Below are 19,333 nucleotides of genomic sequence, written 5' to 3' on the forward strand. Positions count from 1 at the left end.
TATGTGTGCCAGTTTTCGGGTGATCGGAGGGTCTTGCATATGGTCAGACAGGATGTGGTCATCGTGGGTGCCGGCCTGGCCGGATTGACCGCGGCACGCGCGCTGCAACGGGCCGGTCGTCGGGTTTGCGTGCTGGAAGCGCGTGAGCGGGTCGGCGGGCGTACTTGGACCGAATGGCATGGCAGCACGCCGGTGGATCGTGGCGGCGCCTGGATCGGTCCGACCCAGAACCGCATGCTGGCGCTGGCCCGGGAGCTTGGCCTGGCAATGGTCGAGCAGGCCGGTCGCGGTGCCAGTGTCTATGTGACTGGTGCGCGTCGCCAGATCCATGGCGACCGTCTGTTCGGGCTGATCTCCACCCAGGGAGCGCCGCATGACTGGCGTCTTCTGCCTGATCTGCTCAAGCTTGAGTTTCAGCTCAACCGGCTCGCGGCCACGGTGCCGGTGGGCCGCCCCTGGGAGGCGCCGCGTGCTGCCGAATGGGACGCCATGACCCTGGCCGACTGGCTGGACGAGCGCCGTCTTGGCGAACGCACCCGCGTGCTCGCCGAAGCCACCTTCGAGACGCTCTGGGGCGGCAATGCCCGCGAGTTGTCCTTCCTGTATGCCTTGCACTATGTCGCTGCGGCTGGCGACGAGCAGAATCCCGGCACCTTCGGTCGTCTGACCGCCACCATCAACGGCGCCCAGGAGCGACGCTTCGCCGGTGGCAGCCAGTCGGTGTCGCAGGCCCTGGCCGCTGCGCTGGGCGATGCCGTGGTGCTCGGGGCCCGGGTCACCCACGTGCAGCAGGATGAGCATGGCGTGCGCGTGTCTGCGCAGGTGGACGGGCTCAGCGAGCACTGGCAGGCCGACCATCTGGTGGTGGCGGTGCCGCCACCCTGTCGCGCCGACATCGACTTCCAGCCGCCGCTGCCGCCTTTGCATGATGACCTGATGGCCGGCATCCGCATGGGCCGCCTGATGAAATACGAGGTGATCTACACGCGTCCGTTCTGGCGCGAGGCCGGACTTTCCGGCAATGCCATTCTTGCGGACGGGCTGGTCAATCTGGTGTTCGAGGTCACGCCGGCGTCCGGTGAGGAGGGCGCCTTGCTGGCCTTCATCGGCGGTGCGCATCTGGATGCGGCCGATCGGCTCGCGCCCGAGGCCTTGCGCGCCGAGGTGCTGGCCAGCCTGGTGCGCTGCTTCGGTCCCGATGCGGCACAGCCATCGGCGGTGGTTCGGCAGCACTGGGGCGAGGAAGCCTTCAGCCGCGGTGCGCCCACCGGGTATTGCGCGCCGGGCGTGCTGACCGGCTGTCGCGATCTGCTGTCGTGGCCGCAGGGTCGAATTCACTGGGCCGGCAGCGAGATTCCCGGTTACTGGACCGGTTACATGGAGGGGGCCGTGCGCTCTGGCGAACGCGTCGCCGCCGCGCTGCTGTCCTGCTAGCATAGGGGCCTTCGCGATCCGGACCGTTTCCATCCATGAGCATCACCCGTGCGGCGGTAGACGCCATCCTCGCTGCCCACAGCGACCCCTACCTCGGCCCCGACGCCACCTACGCCCTGCTCGCGGTGCCGCAGGACACCCAGGTGACCGACGACGGTCGTGTCTTTGCACACATCCAGCTGCCTTACCCGCATGCCAATCCGGCACAGGCGTTCGGCGCCGCACTTGAGGCCGCCTTGCACGTGGCCGGTGCGCGTGACGTGCATATCCGCTGGTCGCAGGCCATTCCGCGCATCCAGCCGCAGGGCGAGGTGGCACCGCTGACGCTGGCGCGCAACCTGATCGTGGTGGCATCGGGCAAGGGTGGCGTCGGCAAGTCCACCACCGCCGTCAACCTGGCGCTGGCGCTGGCGCGTGAAGGTGCCCGCGTCGGCATCCTGGATGCCGACATCTACGGCCCCAGCCAGCCCACCATGCTCGGCATCGGTCTCGGCAAGTACCCGGACACGGTGGATGATGCGTGGTTCGTGCCGCACACCGCGCACGGCATCGAGGTCATGTCCATCGGTTTCCTGCTGCAGGGCGACACCCCGGTGGTGTGGCGCGGGCCCAAGGCCACCGGCGCGCTGATCCAGCTGGTCACGCAGACGCGCTGGTCGTCGCTGGACTATCTGGTGGTCGACATGCCGCCCGGCACGGGTGACATCCAGCTCACCCTGGCGCAGCGCATTCCGGTCGCCGGCGCGGTGATCGTCACCACGCCGCAGGACATCGCCACGCTGGATGCGAAGAAGGGCATCGAGATGTTCCGCAAGGTCGACATCCGCGTGCTCGGCGTGGTCGAGAACATGGCCCAGCACGTGTGCTCGTCCTGCGGGCATGTCGAGCACATCTTCGGCGCCGGCGGCGGCGAACGCATGGCGGCGCAGTACCAGACCCCGCTGCTGGGCCAGCTGCCGCTGGATGCGCGCATCCGAGAGCAGACCGACAGCGGCGTGCCGACCGTGATCGCCGAGCCCGATGGAGCCCTGGCGGCGGCCTACCGCGAGCTGGCACGTCGCACCGCTGCCGCGCTGGCCCTGGGGCCGCGTGTCAGCGATACCCGCATTCCCCTGCAGCCGACCGCCTGAGCGCGGTCGCTGCGCCTGATTTTCCTGCGAGAACCTGAATGAGCATCAAGTCAGACCACTGGATCCGCCGCATGGCCGAGCAGCACCGCATGATCGAGCCGTTCGAGCCGGGCCAGGTGCGCCACTCCCCGGCAGACGGCCACAAGATCGTGTCCTACGGCACCTCCAGCTACGGCTATGACGTGCGCTGCGCCAACGAGTTCAAGATCTTCACCAACATCAACTCCACCATCGTCGACCCGAAGAACTTCGACGAGAACAACTTCGTCGACGTGGTGTCGGATGTCTGCATCATCCCGCCCAACAGCTTCGCGCTGGCACGCACGGTCGAGTACTTCCGCATCCCGCGCTCGACGCTGGTGGTCTGCCTCGGCAAGTCGACCTACGCGCGCTGCGGCATCATCGTCAACGTGACGCCGCTGGAGCCGGAGTGGGAGGGCCATGTCACGCTGGAGTTCTCCAACACCACCAACCTGCCGGCCAAGATCTACGCCAACGAGGGCGTGGCGCAAATGCTGTTCTTCGAGAGCGACGAGATCTGCGCGACCTCGTACAAGGACCGCGGCGGCAAGTACCAGGGCCAGACTGGCGTGACCCTGCCGAGAACCTGATGTGTCGCTGGCGTCCGGCCGAAGCCGGGGGCTGGCGCGTGAAAACACGCCGTGAATACGTCCCTGTAGGCTCGCGCACGCCATCCATGGCGTGCGACGGTTTTCCCTGCGCCAGCCCCCGGCTCCGATCGGACGCCAGCGACTGCTGATCAGTCGGCAGGGCCCTGCCAGATCATCCGGTAAGTCTCCGGTCCGTCCTGGTGCACGATCTGCACCGGCACGAAACCCAGATCGGGCGCCAGCCACAGCGTGGTCAGACGCTGGCCGTCGCGGCGTTCATAGACCTCGGTGCCCCAGGCCTTGCCGTTGAGCGTGAGCGTGACGTTGTCGAGTCGTGTCAGCGACACGGGCGTGATGCCTTTCACCTCGGCCAGGGCATAGCTGGCCTTGGGGGTCTTGCCGGCGAGACGGTCGGCACGCAGCTGCACCTCCAGTCCCAGCAGATCGACCGCGTCATCCTGACCCGGATAGCGGCGGGTCTTGCCCTTGCGCTGGGTCACGAACTGGCCGTCGGCTTCGCGCACGATGCTGACCGATTGCGGGAACAGCAGCAGCTGCAGATCGCGTTGGTAGCGCTGGAACACGACCCGGTCATGGCGCCACTGGAAGCGGCTTTCCTCGGTGAGCGTTGCCAGTCCGGGCACCTGGGCGTCGGTGCGGAAGGTGCAGCTGGCGTGCTGGCAGCTCAGGCGACGCACGGCACTGCCGGTGAGCTGGCCATCCCAGCTCAGCAGGTAGCGCTGGGCATTGGCCGCCACGGGCAGAGTGGCTGCCGGTGCTGCAGCGGGCGTGGCAGGCACTGCGGTCGGGTTGGTCTGGGCGCTGCTGCTGGCGCAGCCGAGCAGGGGCAGGGTCAGCAGGGGCAGCAGAAGCAGCGGATGGCGTGTGCGCATGTGGGGCCTCTCGCGCCCGTCATCACAGGCGTATCGGGGTGGTCAGGGGCTGGCCGTCGAGTCGCGGCGGCACGGTGTCGAGCTGAAGCCGGCCATTTGCCACCCAGCCTAGCACAGCGGGGTAGAGCCGGTGTTCGAGGGCGTGCACGCGCTGCGCCAGGGTCTCGGCGGTATCCGATTCCTCAACGCGCAGGGCCGCCTGGGCGATGACCGGGCCGCCATCGAGCTCGGCATTGACCAGGTGCACCGAGCAGCCGTGTTCGACATCGCCTGCATCGATGGCTCGCTGGTGCGTGTTCAGACCCTTGTGCAGCGGCAGCAGCGAGGGATGGATGTTGAGCAGGCGACCGCTGTAGTGCTGCACGAAGGCTGGCGTCAGGATGCGCATGAAGCCTGCCAGCACCACCACATCCGGCTGCCAGCGGTCGATCACGGCGATCATGGCCTGGTCGAAGGCGGCACGATCGGCGAAGTCGGTGTGCGCCAGCGTCGCGGTGGCAACGCCGGCACGGGCGGCACGTGACAGTCCGAGCGCATCACTGCGATTGCTCAGGACGCCGACCACCTGTGCCGGCATCACGTCGATGTCGGCGTGACGGCCTGCCTGGCGTTGTCCGCAGGCATCGAGGATGGCTTGCAGGTTGGAGCCCGAGCCGGAAATCAGCACCACCAGACGCAGGCTCATGCCGGCACAGGCTCCTTCACAGGCCGGTGACGGCCGTCAGACGACCTGCGGTCGCAGGCTGCGGACGCCGCATGCTCAGGCGAACACCACGGTCGGTTCGGCATGCGTCGACGGCACGATCTCGCCCAGTTTCCAGGCGGTTTCGCCAGTGGACTGGAGCTGGGCAATGGCGGCATCGGCCTGCTCGGCCGGCACCACGACGACCATGCCGACGCCGCAGTTGAAGGTGCGGTACATCTCGAAACGCTCGACGTTGCCTTGCGCCTGCAGCCACTGGAACAGCGGCGGCCAGGTCCAGGACGACTCGTTGACGACGGCATCGCAGCCTTCCGGCAGCACGCGCGGCAGGTTGCCGGGCAGGCCGCCGCCGGTGATGTGGGCGAGGGCGTGGACGGGCAGGGCCTTGATCATGGCCAGCATGGACTTCACGTAGATGCGCGTCGGGGTCATCACCACGTCGGCGAGCGGACGACCAGCCAGGTCCTGGGTCAGGTCGGCGCCGGACACGTCGATGATCTTGCGCACCAGCGAGTAGCCGTTGGAGTGTGCCCCGCTGGAGGCCACGCCGATCAGCACGTCGCCGGCCTTGACCTTGCTGCCGTCGATGATCTCGGACTTTTCCACCACGCCGACCGCGAAGCCGGCCAGGTCATAGTCCTCGCCTTCGTACATGCCGGGCATTTCAGCGGTCTCGCCGCCGACCAGCGAGCAGCCGGCCTGCAGGCAGCCTTCACCGATGCCGGTGACCACGGTGGCGGCGGTGTCCACGTTGAGGTGGCCAGTGGCGTAGTAGTCGAGGAAGAACAGGGATTCGGCGCCGGTGACCACGATGTCGTTGACGCACATGGCCACCAGGTCGATGCCGATGTGCTCGTGGCGCTTCAGCTGCAGGGCCAGCTTGAGCTTGGTGCCGACGCCGTCGGTGCCGGACACCAGCACCGGCTGGCGGTAGCCGGCCGGGATCTCGCAGAGCGCGCCGAAGCCGCCGAGGCCGCCCATGACTTCCGGACGCTTGGTGCGTTTCGCCACGCCCTTGATGCGTTCGACCAGGTGGTCTCCGGCGTCGATGTCGACACCTGCATCCTTGTAACTGAGCGAGGGCTTCTGGTCGGTCATGGCAAAAACTCGGCGAGCGGTGGCAAATGAAGCGCGCATTCTATCAGCACAGCGCTTGCCCGTCATGGCACCGGCTCCGCACAATACCCGGCAGAAGACACGAGGATGGCGCATGACTGACCGCAACCGCTGGATGATCCTGCTCGGCATCGTGCTGACCGCTGCACTGATTCATGCCCTCAAGCCCATCCTGATGCCATTCCTGGTCGGCGCCCTGCTGGCCTATCTTGCCAATCCGCTGGTGAATCAGCTCATGCGCTTCGGCTGCCGCCGCATCACGGCGGTATCGGCAGCGTTCACGGCGCTGTTCCTGAGCACCACGCTGGCGCTGCTGTTGCTGCTGCCGCGTCTGTGGGAGCAGCTGGTCTACCTGGAATCGCGCATTCCCTCGGCGCTGCGCTGGATGAACCGGCAGGGCATTCCCTGGCTGGAGAACAAGCTGCACGTCAACATCGACCGCCTCGACATGGATCGCATCACGCAGTGGCTGACCGCGTTCTGGCAGGGAGCCGATGCCAGCACCTCGCAACTGCTGACCACGCTGGCGCAGTCGGGCCTGCACGTTGCGGCCACGCTGGGCCTGATCGCGCTGATTCCGGTGGTGACCTTCTATCTGCTGCTGGACTGGGAAACGCTGATGGAAAAGATCCGTCATCTGCTGCCGCGCCGGCTTGAGCCCCGGCTGGTCGATCTCGCGCGCGAATGTGATGACGTGCTCGCCGCTTTCCTGCGCGGACAGCTGCTGGTCATGGTGGCGCTGGGCCTGATCTATGGCGTCGGTCTGCAGCTGGTCGGCATCAAGCTGGCCATGGTCATCGGCCTGGTGGCCGGGCTGGCCAGCATCATTCCCTATTTCGGCTTCATCATCGGCATCATCACCGCCACCATCGTCGCGCTGTTCCAGTTCGGCCTCGTGCTGGAGCCGGTGCTGCTGGTCTGGCTGGTGTTCGGCATCGGCCAGATTCTCGAGGGCTGGGTGCTGCAGCCCTGGCTGGTCGGTGATCGCATCGGTCTGCCGCCGGTGGGCGTGATCTTCGCCATCATGGCCGGCGGTCAGCTGTTCGGCTTCTTCGGCATGCTGCTGGCGCTGCCGGTTGCGGCCATCCTGGTGGTGCTGCTGCGCCATGCCCACGCCAGCTACCTGCGCAGCACCTTCTACCAGGGCGGGGATGTCCTGCGTGACGAGTGACACCCCCGATCTGTTCATGCCGCAGGAGCAGCTGCTGCTGCCCCTGCAGTCCGCGCCAGTGCTGACCCTTGCCGATCTGCCCGGGCAGGCGTTCGCGCCGGTGCTCGCGGCACTGGACGCGCTCTGTCGCGGCGAGGTTGCCCAGCTCCATGTCTGGGGCGAACCGGGCGCCGGCCGCTCGCTGCTGGTCAATGCCTTCGTGGCCGACGCCAGCCAGCGCCTCTCCCGCGTGGTCATGCTGCCGCTGCGCCAGGTCGTGTTCCTGCCCGCTGAAATGCTTGATGGTCTCGAGCACTGCGATCTGGTGGTGCTGGATGACATCGAAGCGGCAGCCGGCTGGCCGGCATGGGAAGAAGCACTGTTCAATCTCTACAACCGCTTGCAGGACAGTGGCGGACGCCTGCTGGTGACCTCGGCAATGCCGCCGGCCGGTCTGCCCTTGCAGCTGCCGGATCTGCGTTCGCGGCTGGCGCGCGCCAGCGTCTACAGCCTGCCGTCGCCGTCGGATGCGGTGCGCGTGGAGCTGCTTCAGGCCACCGCGCAACGTCGTGGCTGGGTTCTCGAGGCCGAGTTGCAGCGTTACCTGATCGAGCGCGGTCCGCGTCCTCTCGGGCGCTTCATGGCCCTGATCGATCGCCTCGATCAGCGCGCCCAGCGTGACAAGCGGGCCTTGTCGGTACCGCTGGCGCGCCAGCTGCTCGAGGAAACGCAGGCGCGCTGAGCGCGTCAGAATTCCCACTCCAGCAGGGTGCGCAGGGTGGCATCCGGCGTGTCATCGCTGACGCCGGCGAGCGCGGCGACCTCCCAGTTCAGGCGCTGGCGTGGCGACAGCTTCAGGCGTCCTGCCAGCATGGGACCGATGGCGCGCGTGGTTTCTCCGACATGCACCTCCAGGCCCGGCTCCAGCAGCGGATGCCAGCGATAGCGCCACTGGCCGCGCGCGCTGGTGTCGAATTCGTTGCGGGTTTCCGGACCGGCCTCGTAGGCCAGCGCGAGGTTGACGGTGCCGGTCCAGCGTGGTGCCTGATGACTGGCGATCACGCTGACACTGTTTTCCCATGTGCGTTCGTCGCGTTCGTATTCGCTTTCCAGCAGCAATCCCCAGTCCAGCGCGTATTCGCCGGTTTCACTGAGCTGCCAGCGCAGCTCGGCTTCCCAGGCAGCGACATCGAGACCGCGGCCGTCTTCGCCGCTGAGGGTGACATAGCCCTCGATGGCGACACGCTCCGCCACGCTCTGACCATAGCCCAGGGTCAGGCTGTCGCGTGCGCCCGAGGGCAGCAGGGTGCGCATTTCCAGTTCGCGCTCCAGTGCCGTCACCGCGGGTTCGTAGACCCGGTCAATGGCGAGGCCGTCGCCGGCGGCGAGCGCAGGCAGCACGAGCAGGCCCAACAGCAGGGTGGTGCAGGCATTGTGGCGGCGGCAGGGCATCATGCGGACCTCCAGCGGCGCATGGGCAGCAACCACAGCAGGGTCATTCCGGCGAGCCAGACGACGAGCTGCAGGGCGCTGGGGGTGGCTTCGTAGCTGAACAGGGCATAGAGCAGCTGGCCGGCCAGTTCATGCTCGGGAATCAGCCAGCCGCTGTCCCAGAGTGCGGGCTGTGCCGGCAGCCAGTCGGCCTGCTGCAGCATCTGCACGCCCTGCGACAGGATGCCGGCACCGAACAGCGCAAGCCACAGCCGGGTACCGTGCTGGCGCACCGTACGGGACAGCTGGATCAGGGTGTAGTAGCAGACCACGCCAAGACTGAGGCCGATGCCGACTCCCATGGCGCCGCCGAGCAGGGCGGTGCGCAGGCTGTAGGGATCGGCCGAGAAGGCGGAGTAGTACAGCAGCAGCTCGGCACCTTCGCGCGTGGTGGTCATGGTGAAGACGGCAGTCATCACCACCATCATGTGCTGGCGACGGGCCGGATTGCCCTGCCACTGGCACAGGCAGGCGAGACCGAGAAACACCAGCACGGACAGGACGCTGTTGAGCAGTTCCTGGCCGACGCCATCCTGCCACGCCGCGATCTGCTCGAAGTTGCCGGCGAGCAGCCTGGCGAGCGCGGCACCGAGGGCGAGACCCGCCGGCACCCAGTGCCGGCCGAGACCGACCTGTCGGCCCACCACGAACAGCAGCGCGAGCGTGACCGACGCCTCCAGCACTTCGCGCAGCACCACCACCAGAGAGACCAGCAGCATGCGTCAGAGCTCCGTGGCCACGATGCGGCCGACGGCCGTGCGCGGGTTGAATTCGCCAAAGAAATCGTAGCTGCCGGGTGACAGTGGACCGATGAAGATGATGGTTTGCTGGTGCCCCATGATCACTTTCTCGCGGTTCAGCGAGTAGCTCTCGAATTCTTCCGGGGTCGGGTCGTGATTGATCACGCGCAGACGCACCTTGGTGCCGGCCGGCACGGTGAGCGTGTCCGGCACGAACAGGTGCTGGCGGATCTCCAGGGTGAATTCCGGTACGCCGGCGTGTGCAGCCGGTGACAGTCCGGTGAGAGTGGCCAGCATCAGGGCAGGCAGCAGGCGCATGTCAGGTGTCCTCGGGGGGCAGGGGCAGCTGCACGCAGACGCGCAGCCCGTGCAGGCGGGGTGATTCGTCAAGCCGGATGTGGCCGCCGTGGCGTTCGACGACATGACGCACAATGGCCAGACCCAGGCCGCAGCCGGGAATGTCGCCGCTGCCATGCTGCAGGCGCTGGAAGCGTTCGAGGGCGATGTCACGGCGCTCGGGCGGGATGCCGGGGCCGCTGTCTTCCACCGTCACTTCGGCCACGCCGGCCCGGGCGCTCAGGGACACGATGATCTCGCCGCCCGCGGGGGTGTATTTGCCGGCATTGCTGACCAGGTTGTCGAGCAGCGCGGCGAGCGCGAAGCGGTTGCCGTCCACGCAGACAGAGGGCGCTTCCAGCGTGATGGTCTGCCTCTTGCGGTCGATGTCGTCGTAACGGCCGGCGATCACTTCGCGAGCGAGCGCCGCCAGGTCCAGCCGTTCATGCCGTGCCAGGTACTGGTCCGGTGCCGTGCGGTAGAGCATGAGCATCTGCTCGATCAGATGCTCGAGATCGGCCACCGCACGCTGCACGGGCTGCCAGTGGGCGGCATCGCCGCTGCTTTGCCGCTGCAGGTTGTGCAGGTGGATCTTCAGCGTGCTCACCGGGGTGCGCAGCTCGTGCGCGGCATCGGAGGCAAAATGCCGCTCGCGCTCGAAGGCGCGCTTGAGGCGGTCCTGCCAGTCATTGATGGCGGCCAGCACCGGTTGCAGCTCGGACGGCAGGACCGCCAGCGAGATCGGTTCCAGGGTATCGGCCTGACGCCGCTGCAGGCGTGCGGACAGTTGCAGCAGCGGGCTCAGACCCCGGCCCACCACCAGCCAGATCAGCAGGGCGGCGAGTGGAATCGCGACCAGCATCGGCCACAGCATTTCGGTGATCAGCGCGTCAGTGACCCGGTCGCGCAGGCGCAGCGGCTCCGCCACCAGCACCCAGCGCTCGGCATCGACACGGGTGGCCAGGGCGCGCCAGCGCTGACCGCCAAAGTTGACCTCGTCGAAACCCTGGCTCAGTGCCATGAGCGGCATGTCCGGGGCGCTGGCCGAGCGGCCGAGCACCAGGCCATCTCGCGACACGATCTGGTAGGCCAGGCTGGTCTGGCTGCTGACCGGCTGGCGGCGTGACACGGTGGCGTCCTGTTGTGCCAGCACCAGCGCGTAGTCGATCAGGTGCTGATCGAGCAGTTGCCGCAGGCTGCGCGAGCCGCTGTGATAGGCCTGCACGGCGGCCACGAAGCTGGTCAGCGCGAAGGTTGCAGCCAGCAGGTAGACCAGGAAGCGGCGTATCGATGTCATGCCGCAGGCATCACGTAGCCGACACCGCGAACGGTCCGGATGACCTCGCTGCCGAGCTTCTTGCGCAGGTTGTGGATGTGAACCTCGAGGGCGTTGCTGGCGACTTCCTCGCCCCAGCTGTACAGCCGCGATTCCAGCGTGTCGCGGGTCTGCACGCGGCCGGCGTTTTCCAGCAGCGACTTGAGCAGCATGTATTCGCGCCGCGACAGCTCCACCGGCTGCCCGGCACGGCTGACATCGTGACTGCTGGTGGACAGGATGATGTCGCCATGGGTCAGCGTGGCCTGGGTCTGGATGCCGAGACGGCGCTCGAGCACGCGCAGGCGCGCCAGCAGCTCGGCCATGTCGAAGGGTTTCGCGAGGTAGTCGTCGGCGCCGCTGTCGAGACCGCTGACCTTGTCGTCGATGGTGTCGCGTGCGGTCAGCAGCAGCACCGGCAGGCGCATGCCGTCACTTCGCAGCTCGCGCAGCACCTGCAGGCCGTCGCGATCCGGCAGGCCGAGATCGAGCACCAGCAGATCGGGCGGGTCGCTGCGCAACGCCGCCAGAGCGGCACCGGCCGTGGCCACGTGATTGACCGCGAAGCCCTCGTCTTGCAGGGCTTCACGCAGGCCGTCAGCGAGTGACGGATTGTCTTCGACCAGCAGCAGGCGCATCAGCTCAGACTCGACATCGGTATCGACGCACTATAGATCCCGCCACGGGTGTGCTCAACGACCGTCCAGCGCTTTCAGCGCGGCGGTGATCTCGCCCTGGCGACCCTGGTCGGCCAGTTCACGGCCGGGTCGCGGTGCGGCCTTGCGAGCGCGCAGCAGGTACTGGCGTGCCTTCGCGGTATCTCCCTGTTCACGCAGGAAGTCGGCATAGAAGTAGTTGGGGTCGATGCCGTTGGGGTTGATCTGCAGTGCCTTGAGCAGCAGGGTTTCGGCCTTGCGCTCATCGCCGAAGCCTACCGGCCAGCCGGGAACCTTGGCATACAGCGTGCCCAGGCTGGTGTACGCGGATCCATCCAGGGCCTGACCGTTGATGCTGATGGCCTGGTCCAGCGATTTCTTCGCGGCCTTGGCCAGACCCAGTGCGCCCAGTCCGCCCTTGGCACCCGCCAGGCTGGACTTGACGATGCCGTTCCAGATCAGCAGTTCGGCCGAGTCCGGGTGCTGGCGGACCTGGGCGTCACTGCGTGCCATCAGGCCTTCAAGCGCGGCAACCTTGCGTTCACCCGTGTTCTGGTAGGTGGCGACGGCCCAGCCGCTCTGCACGCTGGCGAGGTCCTCGGGAATGCCGGCCTGGATCAGGCCGCTGGCAAGCAGGCTGGCGAGCAGAGCGACGCGGGCGCGGGAAGCGGTATTCATTTGCTGATCTCCTGGTGCATGGCGAAACGTTTGATGAGGGCGAGTTGCTGGCGCAGGGCGAGGTCGACCACGGCAGGCAGCACCTGGTTGAGCCAGGCGAAGAAGCGCTCCGGCCAGCCCAGGTGGCGACGCCGGCTGCCATTGCGGAGCATGGCGATGACGGCTGCCGCGACCACCTGCGGACTGTCGCTGCGGGTGCCCAGGGCATCGTTGAGGGCGTTCACCGCCGGACCGTTGAGATCGGTGCGGGTCGCCCGCGGGGCCAGGTAGCAGACCCGGATGCCGGTATCGGCCAGCTCGCGACCGAGCGCCTCGCTGAAGCCGCGCAGTCCGAACTTGCTGGCGCAGTAGGTGCTGAAGCCGGGATGTCCGATGCTGCCGAAGGTGGATCCGATGTTGAGGATGACGGCTTCGCCAGGCACGGCCAGCTGCGGCATCAGGTCGTGGCTGAGCAGTACCGGCACCTCCAGATTGAGCAGCAGCTGGCGGCTGATGGCGTCTTCCGGCTGCTCCGTGAACCAGCCGAAGTGCTGGCTGCCGGCATTGTTGATGAGCACGTCGAGACCGCCCCAGGCCGCGACACGACTGGCGAGCCGGGCGCGCTCCGGAGCTTTCGCCAGATCCGCGACGCAGACCTGGTGCGTGCCGGGCAGGCGGGTGGCGAGCGCGGCGAGGGCATCCGCGTCACGTGCCGTCAGCAGCAGGGAGGCACCCTCGGCCGCCAGCTGTGTGGCGATGGCCTGACCGATGCCGCCGGTGGCGCCAGTGAGCAGGACACGCTTGCCGGCGAGGTTCATGCTGCCACCTTCTTCGCCGTGCTGCTGGCGGCGAGCGCCGGCAGGCTGCGGAAGATGTCGCCATAGAGACGAAAGAACACGCCGGCGGCGTGCAGGATGACATCCTGCTCGGCCGGATCGCTGATGCGATCCATCAGGCCCTTGAAGAACTTCACGTGCTCGACATCCAGACCGCCATGCGAGCGCAGGTAGGTGAAGGCCTTGCGGGGCAGGCCGGTGGCTTCGGCGATGGCATCGGCCGCACGATCGGCGATGGCAATGCTGGTGCCTTCCAGCACATGCACCATGCCGAAGAAGCCGAGCGGGTTGCCACGCTGGATGGTGTCGTACGCATAGGCCACCATCAGCTCCGTGGCCAGCGCCGGGCGACCGTGGCGCACGGCCTCCTTGTCGACGCCGCAGGCGGCGAGGTCGTTGAGGATCCACTCCTGGTGGCCGACTTCCTCGCTGATGTACTCGGCGACGGCTTCGCGCAGCCACTCCTTGTCCTCAGGCAGGCGGGCGCCGGCCGCCATCAGCAATGGCACGGTGTGCTTGACGTGGTGGTAGGCCTCGGTGAGGAAGGCCACATACTCGGCGCGGGTGATCTCGCCGCGCAGGGTGTTCTGGATGATGGCGGCCGATTGCAGGGTGGCAGCCGCGGACTGGGTGTGTTGCACCAGGGTGTCGTGAAAGCTCATGAACAGGTTTCCTCCGAAGGGGCGTACAGGGCGTCGATCAGGGTGTGCAGCTGCTGCGCGATGCGATCGCGGCGCGGGCGGCCGTTGGCGGTGGTGAGGTCGGGGTTGCTCTGCAGGGGTGCCGGCAGACGCTGCCAGCGCAGCACGCGGGCGTAGTCGGGCAGTCCGGCATTGATCTGATCCAGCCAGCCGTTGATGGTGGTGTCATCCAGGGTCGGCGCGAACAGCAGCGCGCTGCAGTACGGGCGTGCGTCGCCCAGCACCAGGCATTCGCGCATGCCCGGATGTGCCAGCACCTGGCTTTCCACCCATTCCGGACTGATGTTTCGGCCATAGCTGGTGATCAGCAGGTTCTTGCGGCGTCCGGCCAGGTGCAGAAAGCCCTGCGCATCGACACGCGCGAGATCGCCGGTATCGACCTGTGCCGGGTGCCAGCTCGCGGGCTGTCCGGCATAGCCGAGAAACGCGTTGCCGGTCACGGTCAGATCGCCATCCGGTCCGGTGCTCACCTGCAGATGCGGGAGCACCTGCCCGGCGCTGCCGGGCTGGTCATGTGCCGGTGTGTTCAGGCTCACCACCGAGCTGCATTCGGACAGGCCGTAGCCTTCGAAGGCCGGGATGCCCAGCTTGCGAGCCCGGGCCACCGCTTCCGGGGCGACCCGGCTGCCGCCGACGGCGACAAAGCGCAGCGAGTCCGGCACCGGCCAGCCCTGTCCTGCCGCCTGTACCAGCAGGTCGAGTAGCTGTGGCACCAGAATCAGGCTGGCCGGACGGGCCTCGGTGATGCGTGCCAGAAACGCCTGCGGGTCGAGGGTGCGGCTGCCGCCATGGCCCAGGCTTTCGAGGCCGGGCAGCAGCACCTCGCCGCCGGAGAGCAGCGGCACATAGACGCCGGCGACATTCTCCAGCAGCGTGGCCAGCGGCAGCACGCAGAGATGGCGCGGCGCGGGGTCGGCGATCACGGTCGCCAGCGATTCGGCGACCGTGATCTGGTTGTCCTGGCTCAGGCACACGCCCTTGGGCTGGCCGGTGCTGCCCGAGGTGAAGGTGATCTTGGCGGTGCCCTGCGGCAGACCGGCCAGGCATTCCGGGGCAGTCTGGTCGTTGGTGCTCCGGCCGACAGGCAGCAGCGTCAGGGCAAGGCCCGGCCAGTACGGCACGGTCAGGGTGCCGGTGCCGCCGGGCATGTCGGTCGGCCTTTGCTGCAGCACGGCGATGGCGCCGGCCGTGGCCAGGGCATGCTGGCGCTGATCGGCACTGAAGTAGCCCGGCAGAGGCAGCAGCGGGCGTCGTGCCAGCTGGCAGGCGAGATCGATCACCACCCAGGCCGTGCCGTTGTCCAGTGCCAGCGCCAGCGGACCATCCGGCAGCGTGCGCAGCCATGCAGCCATGTCCTGCACCGCCTGCCAGAGGCCGGCATAGTCCAGGCTCAGCGCAGGCGAGGTCAGCGCGGGCGCCTGCGGCCTGCGCTCGGCGTGTTCGGCAATGGCAGCGAGCAGGCGGTTCATTGGCGCTGCTCCGCACGCTGACGGCGTTGCAACAGTTGCGGGGCCAGTGCGGCACCGGTGTCCGCGAACAGGCGCAGTGGCGTCGTGCGGTTCAGGTCGTCAGGCTCGGCCGCGAACACGCTGTCCATGTCGCCGACCAGCACCTGCGGGCAGGTCTGGTAGTAGCGTCCCCAGTCGGCGGCCTCGTGCCCGAGGCGGGCCGGATCGGCGGGTGCCAGCAGGCGGGTGGCCAGATGCAGCTTGGTCATCATGGCAGCCACCTGTGGCGTGGCGCTGAACACCAGCCAGCGGTAGCCGGCGCTGCGCATCAGGTTGCCGAGCGTGAGAAACAGCATCAGGCTGGCGCCGTGGTGATCGGCAGCCAGATTGCCGATCTCGATGATGCCGTCACGCGGGACGGGCTGGCGCAAGGCGGCGGCCAGCGACTGTTCCACGGGCTGGTCCAGGTAGCGCTCGAGAAAAAGCGGGCCTTCTGCAGCCGGGCGCAGACCCAGCGCCGCCACCAGCTCACCGTGCTGACGCAAGCCAAGCAGGGCAGGCATGAAATGCCCGACATGGGCATCGTAGGCGCGGGCAAAGCGGGCGTGGATGTAGTCTTCGACCACATCGCGATCGAGGCTGCTCTCGTCATGCCAGCTCACGGCATGTTGCGCCAGCTGCCGTGACAGCAGCCGCGCAATGCGATCCGGGTGTTCCGGTGTGACAGCGGGAACCGCGGCAGTGGCGGTCCGGGGCAGCGACAGCATGCTGAACTCCTGACGGGAAAGGCGTCAGGGTCAGACTAGGGGGCGGACCTTAAGGCATCCTTAAGACGAAAAAATAATTCAGAGGGCGCCGTTCTGCGTGGCGCGTTGCGCCTTCACGAAGCGGATGACGAGCATGAACACGCCGCTGATCAGCACCGCCTCGACGGTTGCCAGCAGGCCGTGCAGGCCGGGGGCGAAGGCATTGAGCACGGCGAACACGAAGTAGAACATCAGCACGAAGCCCAGCCACACCCCGCTGCGCGCACGACCGGCGCGCAGGCCGGGAACGAACAGCCAGAGTGGCAGGGACTGCAGCAGCCAGCCCACCAGCAGGGTCAGTGCTGACAGCCCGGCCGGCGCCGTGGCCACGGTGCTGATCATCAGCCAGGCGATCAGCGCAAGCAGCGCCCACAGGCTGTAACGCTGCAGCCGGGCGGCTTCGGCGTTGAGCAGGGCGGTATCAGGCGGGGTGACATCGGTCATGGCGCATCTCGCAGTCAGAAAGCGGAAAAGGGGGTCAGCGTGCCTTCAGGGCCCAGCGCGCGACGCGTTCGCCCAGGGCCTGGCAGAGACGCAGCTCGTCGTCGCTGACCTGCTGGCTGCTGTCGCTGCCGGCCCAGTGGCTGGCGCCGTAGGGGGTGCCACCGGTACGGGTCGCGCTCAGCGCCGGCTCGGAGTAGGGCAGGCCGACCATCACCATGCCGTGGTGCAGCAGCGGCAGCATCATGGTCAGCAGGGTCGATTCCTGGCCGCCATGCAGCGACCCGGTGGACGTGAACACGGCCGCCGGCTTGTCGATGAGGGCGCCATTGAGCCAGAGCGCGGTGGTGCCGTCGAGAAAATACTTCATGGCGGCAGCCATGTTGCCGAAGCGCGTCGGACTGCCCAGCACCAGGCCGGCGCAGCCGGCGAGATCGTCCAGGCTGGCATAGAGATCACCCCGCTCCGGGATGTCCGGTGCCGTCGCTTCGCAGTCGGCCGATACCGCCGGTACCGTGCGCAGGCGCGCTTCCAGTCCGGCACGTTCGACGCCCTGGGCGATGTGCCGGGCCATCTCGCGGGTGGCACCGTGGCGGCTGTAATACAGCACCAGAACATAGGGCTCTGACATGGTTTTCTCGACACGAACAGGACAGGAAGGAATACTATCCTGAAGCATCAGGGAGCGGCAGATGACATCGGCATGGGTTGGGCACTGGCACACCGTGGATCACGCGCTGCGAACCAGCGTGCGTCATTTTCTCAACGACAACTGTCGCCAGCACGCCGCCGCACTGACCTTCACCACCCTGTTCGCCGTGGTGCCCCTGCTGACCGTGATCTTCACCCTGCTGGCCGCCATTCCTTCGCTGAAGCCGATCAGCGAAGACATACGCCAGTTCATCTACAGCAATCTGGTGCCGAGCAGCGGCGCGCAGCTGCAGACCTATCTCGGTGAATTCTCGCAGCAGGCCAGCCAGCTCACCGTGGTCGGCATCGGCATCCTCTTCGTCACCGCGCTGATGATGCTGGTGACCATCGAGCGCGCCTTCAACGAGATCTGGCAGGTCAAGGCGCCCCGGCAGGGGCTGATCAGCTTCCTGCGCTACTGGGCGGTGCTCAGCCTCGGCCCCTTTCTGCTCGGTGCCGGCTTCCTGCTCTCGTCCTACCTGATGACCTTGCGCGTGTTCAGCGATGCCGCCGATCTGGTCGGCACCGTCGCGCCCGGCGTCGGCCTGATCCCGCTGCTCTTCACCGCGCTCGGCTTCACCCTGCTTTATACAGCCGTGCCCAACTGCCGGGTGCCTTGGCGCGCCGGCCTGACCAGCGGGGTGGTGGCTGCGGTGCTGTTCGAGCTGGCCAAGCGCGGCTTCGGCATCTTCGTCACCAGCTTCAGCTCCTATGAGCTGGTTTATGGCGCCTTTGCGGTGTTCCCGGTGTTCCTGCTCTGGCTCTACCTGTCCTGGCTGATCATTCTCTATGGCGTCGAGCTCAGTCGTGCCCTGGTGCTGCACGACATCGAGACGCGCACGCCCTGTCACCCGCTCTATGCCCTGATGAATCTGCTCACTCGCCTGCAGGCTGCGCACGATGCCGGTCGCGGTCTGAGCGAGACCGAGGTCATGCGCGAGGTGCAGCGCAGTGCGGTCTGGGGCTGGTCGGAGTGGCAGGACTGGCTGCTGCGCGAACGCCTGATCGTGCGCAGCAGTGACGGCGAGTTCCGTCTCGCTCGCGATCTCAGCCAGGTTGATCTGGCGCAGTGGCTGCCGGCGCTGCCCTGGCCGGTGCCGATGGCCCGCAACGGGGTTGCCGGGCTCGATGCCCGCTTTGCCCAGACGCTCTGGCACGGCCCGCTGCAGAACTGGCTGGCACCGGTGCAGGCGGCCTGTCAGCGTCCGCAGCCGCTGGCTGACGTCCTGCGCGGCAAGGGCAGCGAGGTGGCAGCATGACCGGTCGGCATGCACCGCTGGACAGCGACGTGCGACAGAGCATCACCCTCCAGCGTGAGCAGCTCACCCTGAGCGCCTGGCTGGAGGGGCCGGCGGATGCGCCGCTGGTGATGCTGGTGCATGGCTTTCCCGATACTCCGCATGGCTGGGATGCCGTGGCCGCCGGCCTGGTGGCTGCCGGCTACCGCGTGCTGCGGCCCTGGCTACGCGGCTACACCCCCGCCTCCGTGCACAGCGATGCCGACTACGACGCGCTCAGTGCCGCCATGGATCTGCTGGCCTGGCGTGATCTGCTGGCTGCGCCGGTCACGCATCTGGTCGGTCATGACTGGGGCGCGGTTGCCGCCATGGCGGCTGTCGCCAGCCGGCCGGCCGCCTGGCAGTCGCTGACCACGCTGGCGATCCCGCCGTTCCAGCGCATGGAGCGGGCATGGCGTCTGCTGCCGTCACAGCTGCAGCATTCGGCCTACATGCTCGAGATGCAGTCGCTGAGCGCGGTGCAGGGCATACGCGCGAACGGCAGCGCGCGCCTGCGCGAACTCTGGCGCATCTGGTCGCCGGGCTGGGCGTTCAGCGAGGCTGCGTTCGCACCGGTGCAGGCGGCCTTTGTCGAGGCCAACGTGGCCTGGGCTGCGACGCGCTACTACCGCGCCCTGTTCACGCTCTGGCGCAGCAAGACCCGTCGCCTGTTCATGCTGGCGCGTTATCCGCTACGCGTGCCGACGCTGGCACTGACCGGGGAGCTGGACGGCTGCATGCAGTCCGCGCTCTACGACGCCCTGGTTGATCCGGCCATGTTTCCGGCCGGCATACGTGTCCAGCGGCTGGCGGGCTGTGGCCATTTCCTGCAAATGGAGCGCCCTGACGCGGTACTCGACGAGTTGCTAAGTCACCTTCGCGCCACGGCGGCCTGAAGCGGC

The 19,333-nt window shown here is 67.6% G+C and carries 22 protein-coding genes; 7 read left to right on the forward strand and 15 right to left on the reverse strand.

The window, feature by feature from the left end:
- Positions 1-39 precede the first annotated feature (39 nt).
- From F595_RS0110360 to dcd, 3 genes are read left to right on the forward strand one after another with little or no spacing between them, the layout of a single operon-like run.
- On the forward strand, positions 40-1,434 hold the full coding sequence (locus F595_RS0110360) for a flavin monoamine oxidase family protein (RefSeq protein ID WP_022956805.1): 1,395 nt from the start codon (positions 40-42) through the stop codon (positions 1,432-1,434).
- A gap of 35 nt (positions 1,435-1,469) precedes the next feature.
- Positions 1,470-2,564 carry an iron-sulfur cluster carrier protein ApbC gene (gene apbC / locus F595_RS13760; protein ID WP_022956806.1) on the forward strand — a complete coding sequence of 365 codons (1,095 nt, stop codon included), beginning with the start codon at positions 1,470-1,472 and terminating at the stop codon, positions 2,562-2,564.
- Between the two features lie 38 nt (positions 2,565-2,602).
- On the forward strand, positions 2,603-3,175 hold the full coding sequence (dcd, locus tag F595_RS0110370) for a dCTP deaminase (RefSeq protein WP_022956807.1): 573 nt from the start codon (positions 2,603-2,605) through the stop codon (positions 3,173-3,175).
- 149 nt (positions 3,176-3,324) lie between these two features.
- On the opposite strand, the gene F595_RS0110375 is transcribed toward dcd, so the two are convergent.
- The 3 genes from F595_RS0110375 to purM form a co-directional block, all read right to left on the reverse strand.
- Positions 3,325-4,068, reverse strand: coding sequence for a DUF3108 domain-containing protein (locus F595_RS0110375; RefSeq protein ID WP_022956808.1), 744 nt, complete (start codon positions 4,066-4,068; stop codon positions 3,325-3,327).
- 22 nt (positions 4,069-4,090) lie between these two features.
- The gene (purN, locus tag F595_RS0110380; protein ID WP_022956809.1) at positions 4,091-4,753 is read right to left on the reverse strand and encodes a phosphoribosylglycinamide formyltransferase; all 663 of its coding nucleotides are present in this window, start codon (positions 4,751-4,753) and stop codon (positions 4,091-4,093) included.
- Between the two features lie 75 nt (positions 4,754-4,828).
- The gene (gene purM, locus F595_RS0110385; protein ID WP_022956810.1) at positions 4,829-5,869 is read right to left on the reverse strand and encodes a phosphoribosylformylglycinamidine cyclo-ligase; all 1,041 of its coding nucleotides are present in this window, start codon (positions 5,867-5,869) and stop codon (positions 4,829-4,831) included.
- A 112-nt stretch (positions 5,870-5,981) separates the two neighbouring features.
- Here purM and F595_RS13765 point away from each other — a divergent pair, with 112 nt between their 5' ends.
- Together F595_RS13765 and hda are read left to right on the forward strand one after the other, a co-directional pair.
- Positions 5,982-7,058: an AI-2E family transporter gene (locus F595_RS13765; protein WP_022956811.1), complete on the forward strand. Its 1,077-nt coding sequence runs from the start codon at positions 5,982-5,984 to the stop codon at positions 7,056-7,058.
- Positions 7,048-7,779 carry a DnaA regulatory inactivator Hda gene (gene hda, locus F595_RS0110395; protein ID WP_169447019.1) on the forward strand — a complete coding sequence of 244 codons (732 nt, stop codon included), beginning with the start codon at positions 7,048-7,050 and terminating at the stop codon, positions 7,777-7,779. Before F595_RS13765 ends, hda begins: the two co-directional genes overlap by 11 nt.
- 5 nt (positions 7,780-7,784) lie before the next feature.
- Here the strand turns inward: hda and F595_RS0110400 are convergent, their stop codons facing one another.
- The 12 genes from F595_RS0110400 to wrbA form a co-directional block, all read right to left on the reverse strand.
- Complete coding sequence (locus tag F595_RS0110400; protein WP_156873864.1) at positions 7,785-8,492, reverse strand: hypothetical protein; 708 nt, start codon at positions 8,490-8,492, stop codon at positions 7,785-7,787.
- A complete protein-coding gene (locus F595_RS0110405; protein WP_022956814.1) occupies positions 8,489-9,247 on the reverse strand; it encodes an FTR1 family protein in 759 nt (252 codons plus the stop codon). Before F595_RS0110405 ends, F595_RS0110400 begins: the two co-directional genes overlap by 4 nt.
- 3 nt (positions 9,248-9,250) lie before the next feature.
- Positions 9,251-9,586, reverse strand: coding sequence for a cupredoxin domain-containing protein (locus tag F595_RS0110410; protein WP_022956815.1), 336 nt, complete (start codon positions 9,584-9,586; stop codon positions 9,251-9,253).
- Position 9,587: 1 nt separating this feature from the next.
- Positions 9,588-10,901, reverse strand: a complete 1,314-nt coding sequence (locus F595_RS0110415) for a sensor histidine kinase (protein ID WP_022956816.1) — start codon at positions 10,899-10,901, stop codon at positions 9,588-9,590.
- Positions 10,898-11,557, reverse strand: a complete 660-nt coding sequence (locus F595_RS0110420) for a response regulator (protein ID WP_022956817.1) — start codon at positions 11,555-11,557, stop codon at positions 10,898-10,900. Before F595_RS0110420 ends, F595_RS0110415 begins: the two co-directional genes overlap by 4 nt.
- Positions 11,558-11,611: 54 nt before the next feature.
- The gene (locus tag F595_RS0110425; RefSeq protein ID WP_022956818.1) at positions 11,612-12,253 is read right to left on the reverse strand and encodes a tetratricopeptide repeat protein; all 642 of its coding nucleotides are present in this window, start codon (positions 12,251-12,253) and stop codon (positions 11,612-11,614) included.
- Entirely contained in the window at positions 12,250-13,050 is an 801-nt protein-coding gene (locus tag F595_RS0110430) for an SDR family oxidoreductase (protein ID WP_022956819.1), read from the reverse strand. Before F595_RS0110430 ends, F595_RS0110425 begins: the two co-directional genes overlap by 4 nt.
- Positions 13,047-13,730 carry a TenA family transcriptional regulator gene (locus F595_RS0110435; RefSeq protein WP_022956820.1) on the reverse strand — a complete coding sequence of 228 codons (684 nt, stop codon included), beginning with the start codon at positions 13,728-13,730 and terminating at the stop codon, positions 13,047-13,049. Before F595_RS0110435 ends, F595_RS0110430 begins: the two co-directional genes overlap by 4 nt.
- Positions 13,727-15,238: an AMP-binding protein gene (locus F595_RS13770; RefSeq protein WP_022956821.1), complete on the reverse strand. Its 1,512-nt coding sequence runs from the start codon at positions 15,236-15,238 to the stop codon at positions 13,727-13,729. Before F595_RS13770 ends, F595_RS0110435 begins: the two co-directional genes overlap by 4 nt.
- Entirely contained in the window at positions 15,235-15,984 is a 750-nt protein-coding gene (locus F595_RS13775; RefSeq protein WP_022956822.1) for a thermostable hemolysin, read from the reverse strand. Before F595_RS13775 ends, F595_RS13770 begins: the two co-directional genes overlap by 4 nt.
- A gap of 78 nt (positions 15,985-16,062) precedes the next feature.
- Positions 16,063-16,467 (reverse strand): DUF2069 domain-containing protein, encoded by a 405-nt coding sequence (locus tag F595_RS13780; RefSeq protein WP_022956823.1) that lies wholly within the window; start codon positions 16,465-16,467, stop codon positions 16,063-16,065.
- 34 nt (positions 16,468-16,501) lie between these two features.
- Positions 16,502-17,095: an NAD(P)H:quinone oxidoreductase gene (wrbA, locus tag F595_RS0110455; RefSeq protein WP_022956824.1), complete on the reverse strand. Its 594-nt coding sequence runs from the start codon at positions 17,093-17,095 to the stop codon at positions 16,502-16,504.
- A 61-nt stretch (positions 17,096-17,156) separates the two neighbouring features.
- Between wrbA and F595_RS13785 the strand changes: the two genes are divergently transcribed.
- Both F595_RS13785 and F595_RS0110465 read left to right on the forward strand, forming a co-directional pair.
- A complete protein-coding gene (locus F595_RS13785) occupies positions 17,157-18,413 on the forward strand; it encodes a YihY family inner membrane protein (protein WP_022956825.1) in 1,257 nt (418 codons plus the stop codon).
- On the forward strand, positions 18,410-19,327 hold the full coding sequence (locus F595_RS0110465) for an alpha/beta fold hydrolase (RefSeq protein ID WP_022956826.1): 918 nt from the start codon (positions 18,410-18,412) through the stop codon (positions 19,325-19,327). The genes F595_RS13785 and F595_RS0110465 overlap by 4 nt, the downstream gene beginning before the upstream one ends.
- The last annotated feature ends 6 nt before the right edge of the window (positions 19,328-19,333 follow it).

The organism is Perlucidibaca piscinae DSM 21586, from assembly GCF_000420045.1.
GTDB lineage: Bacteria > Pseudomonadota > Gammaproteobacteria > Pseudomonadales > Moraxellaceae > Perlucidibaca > Perlucidibaca piscinae.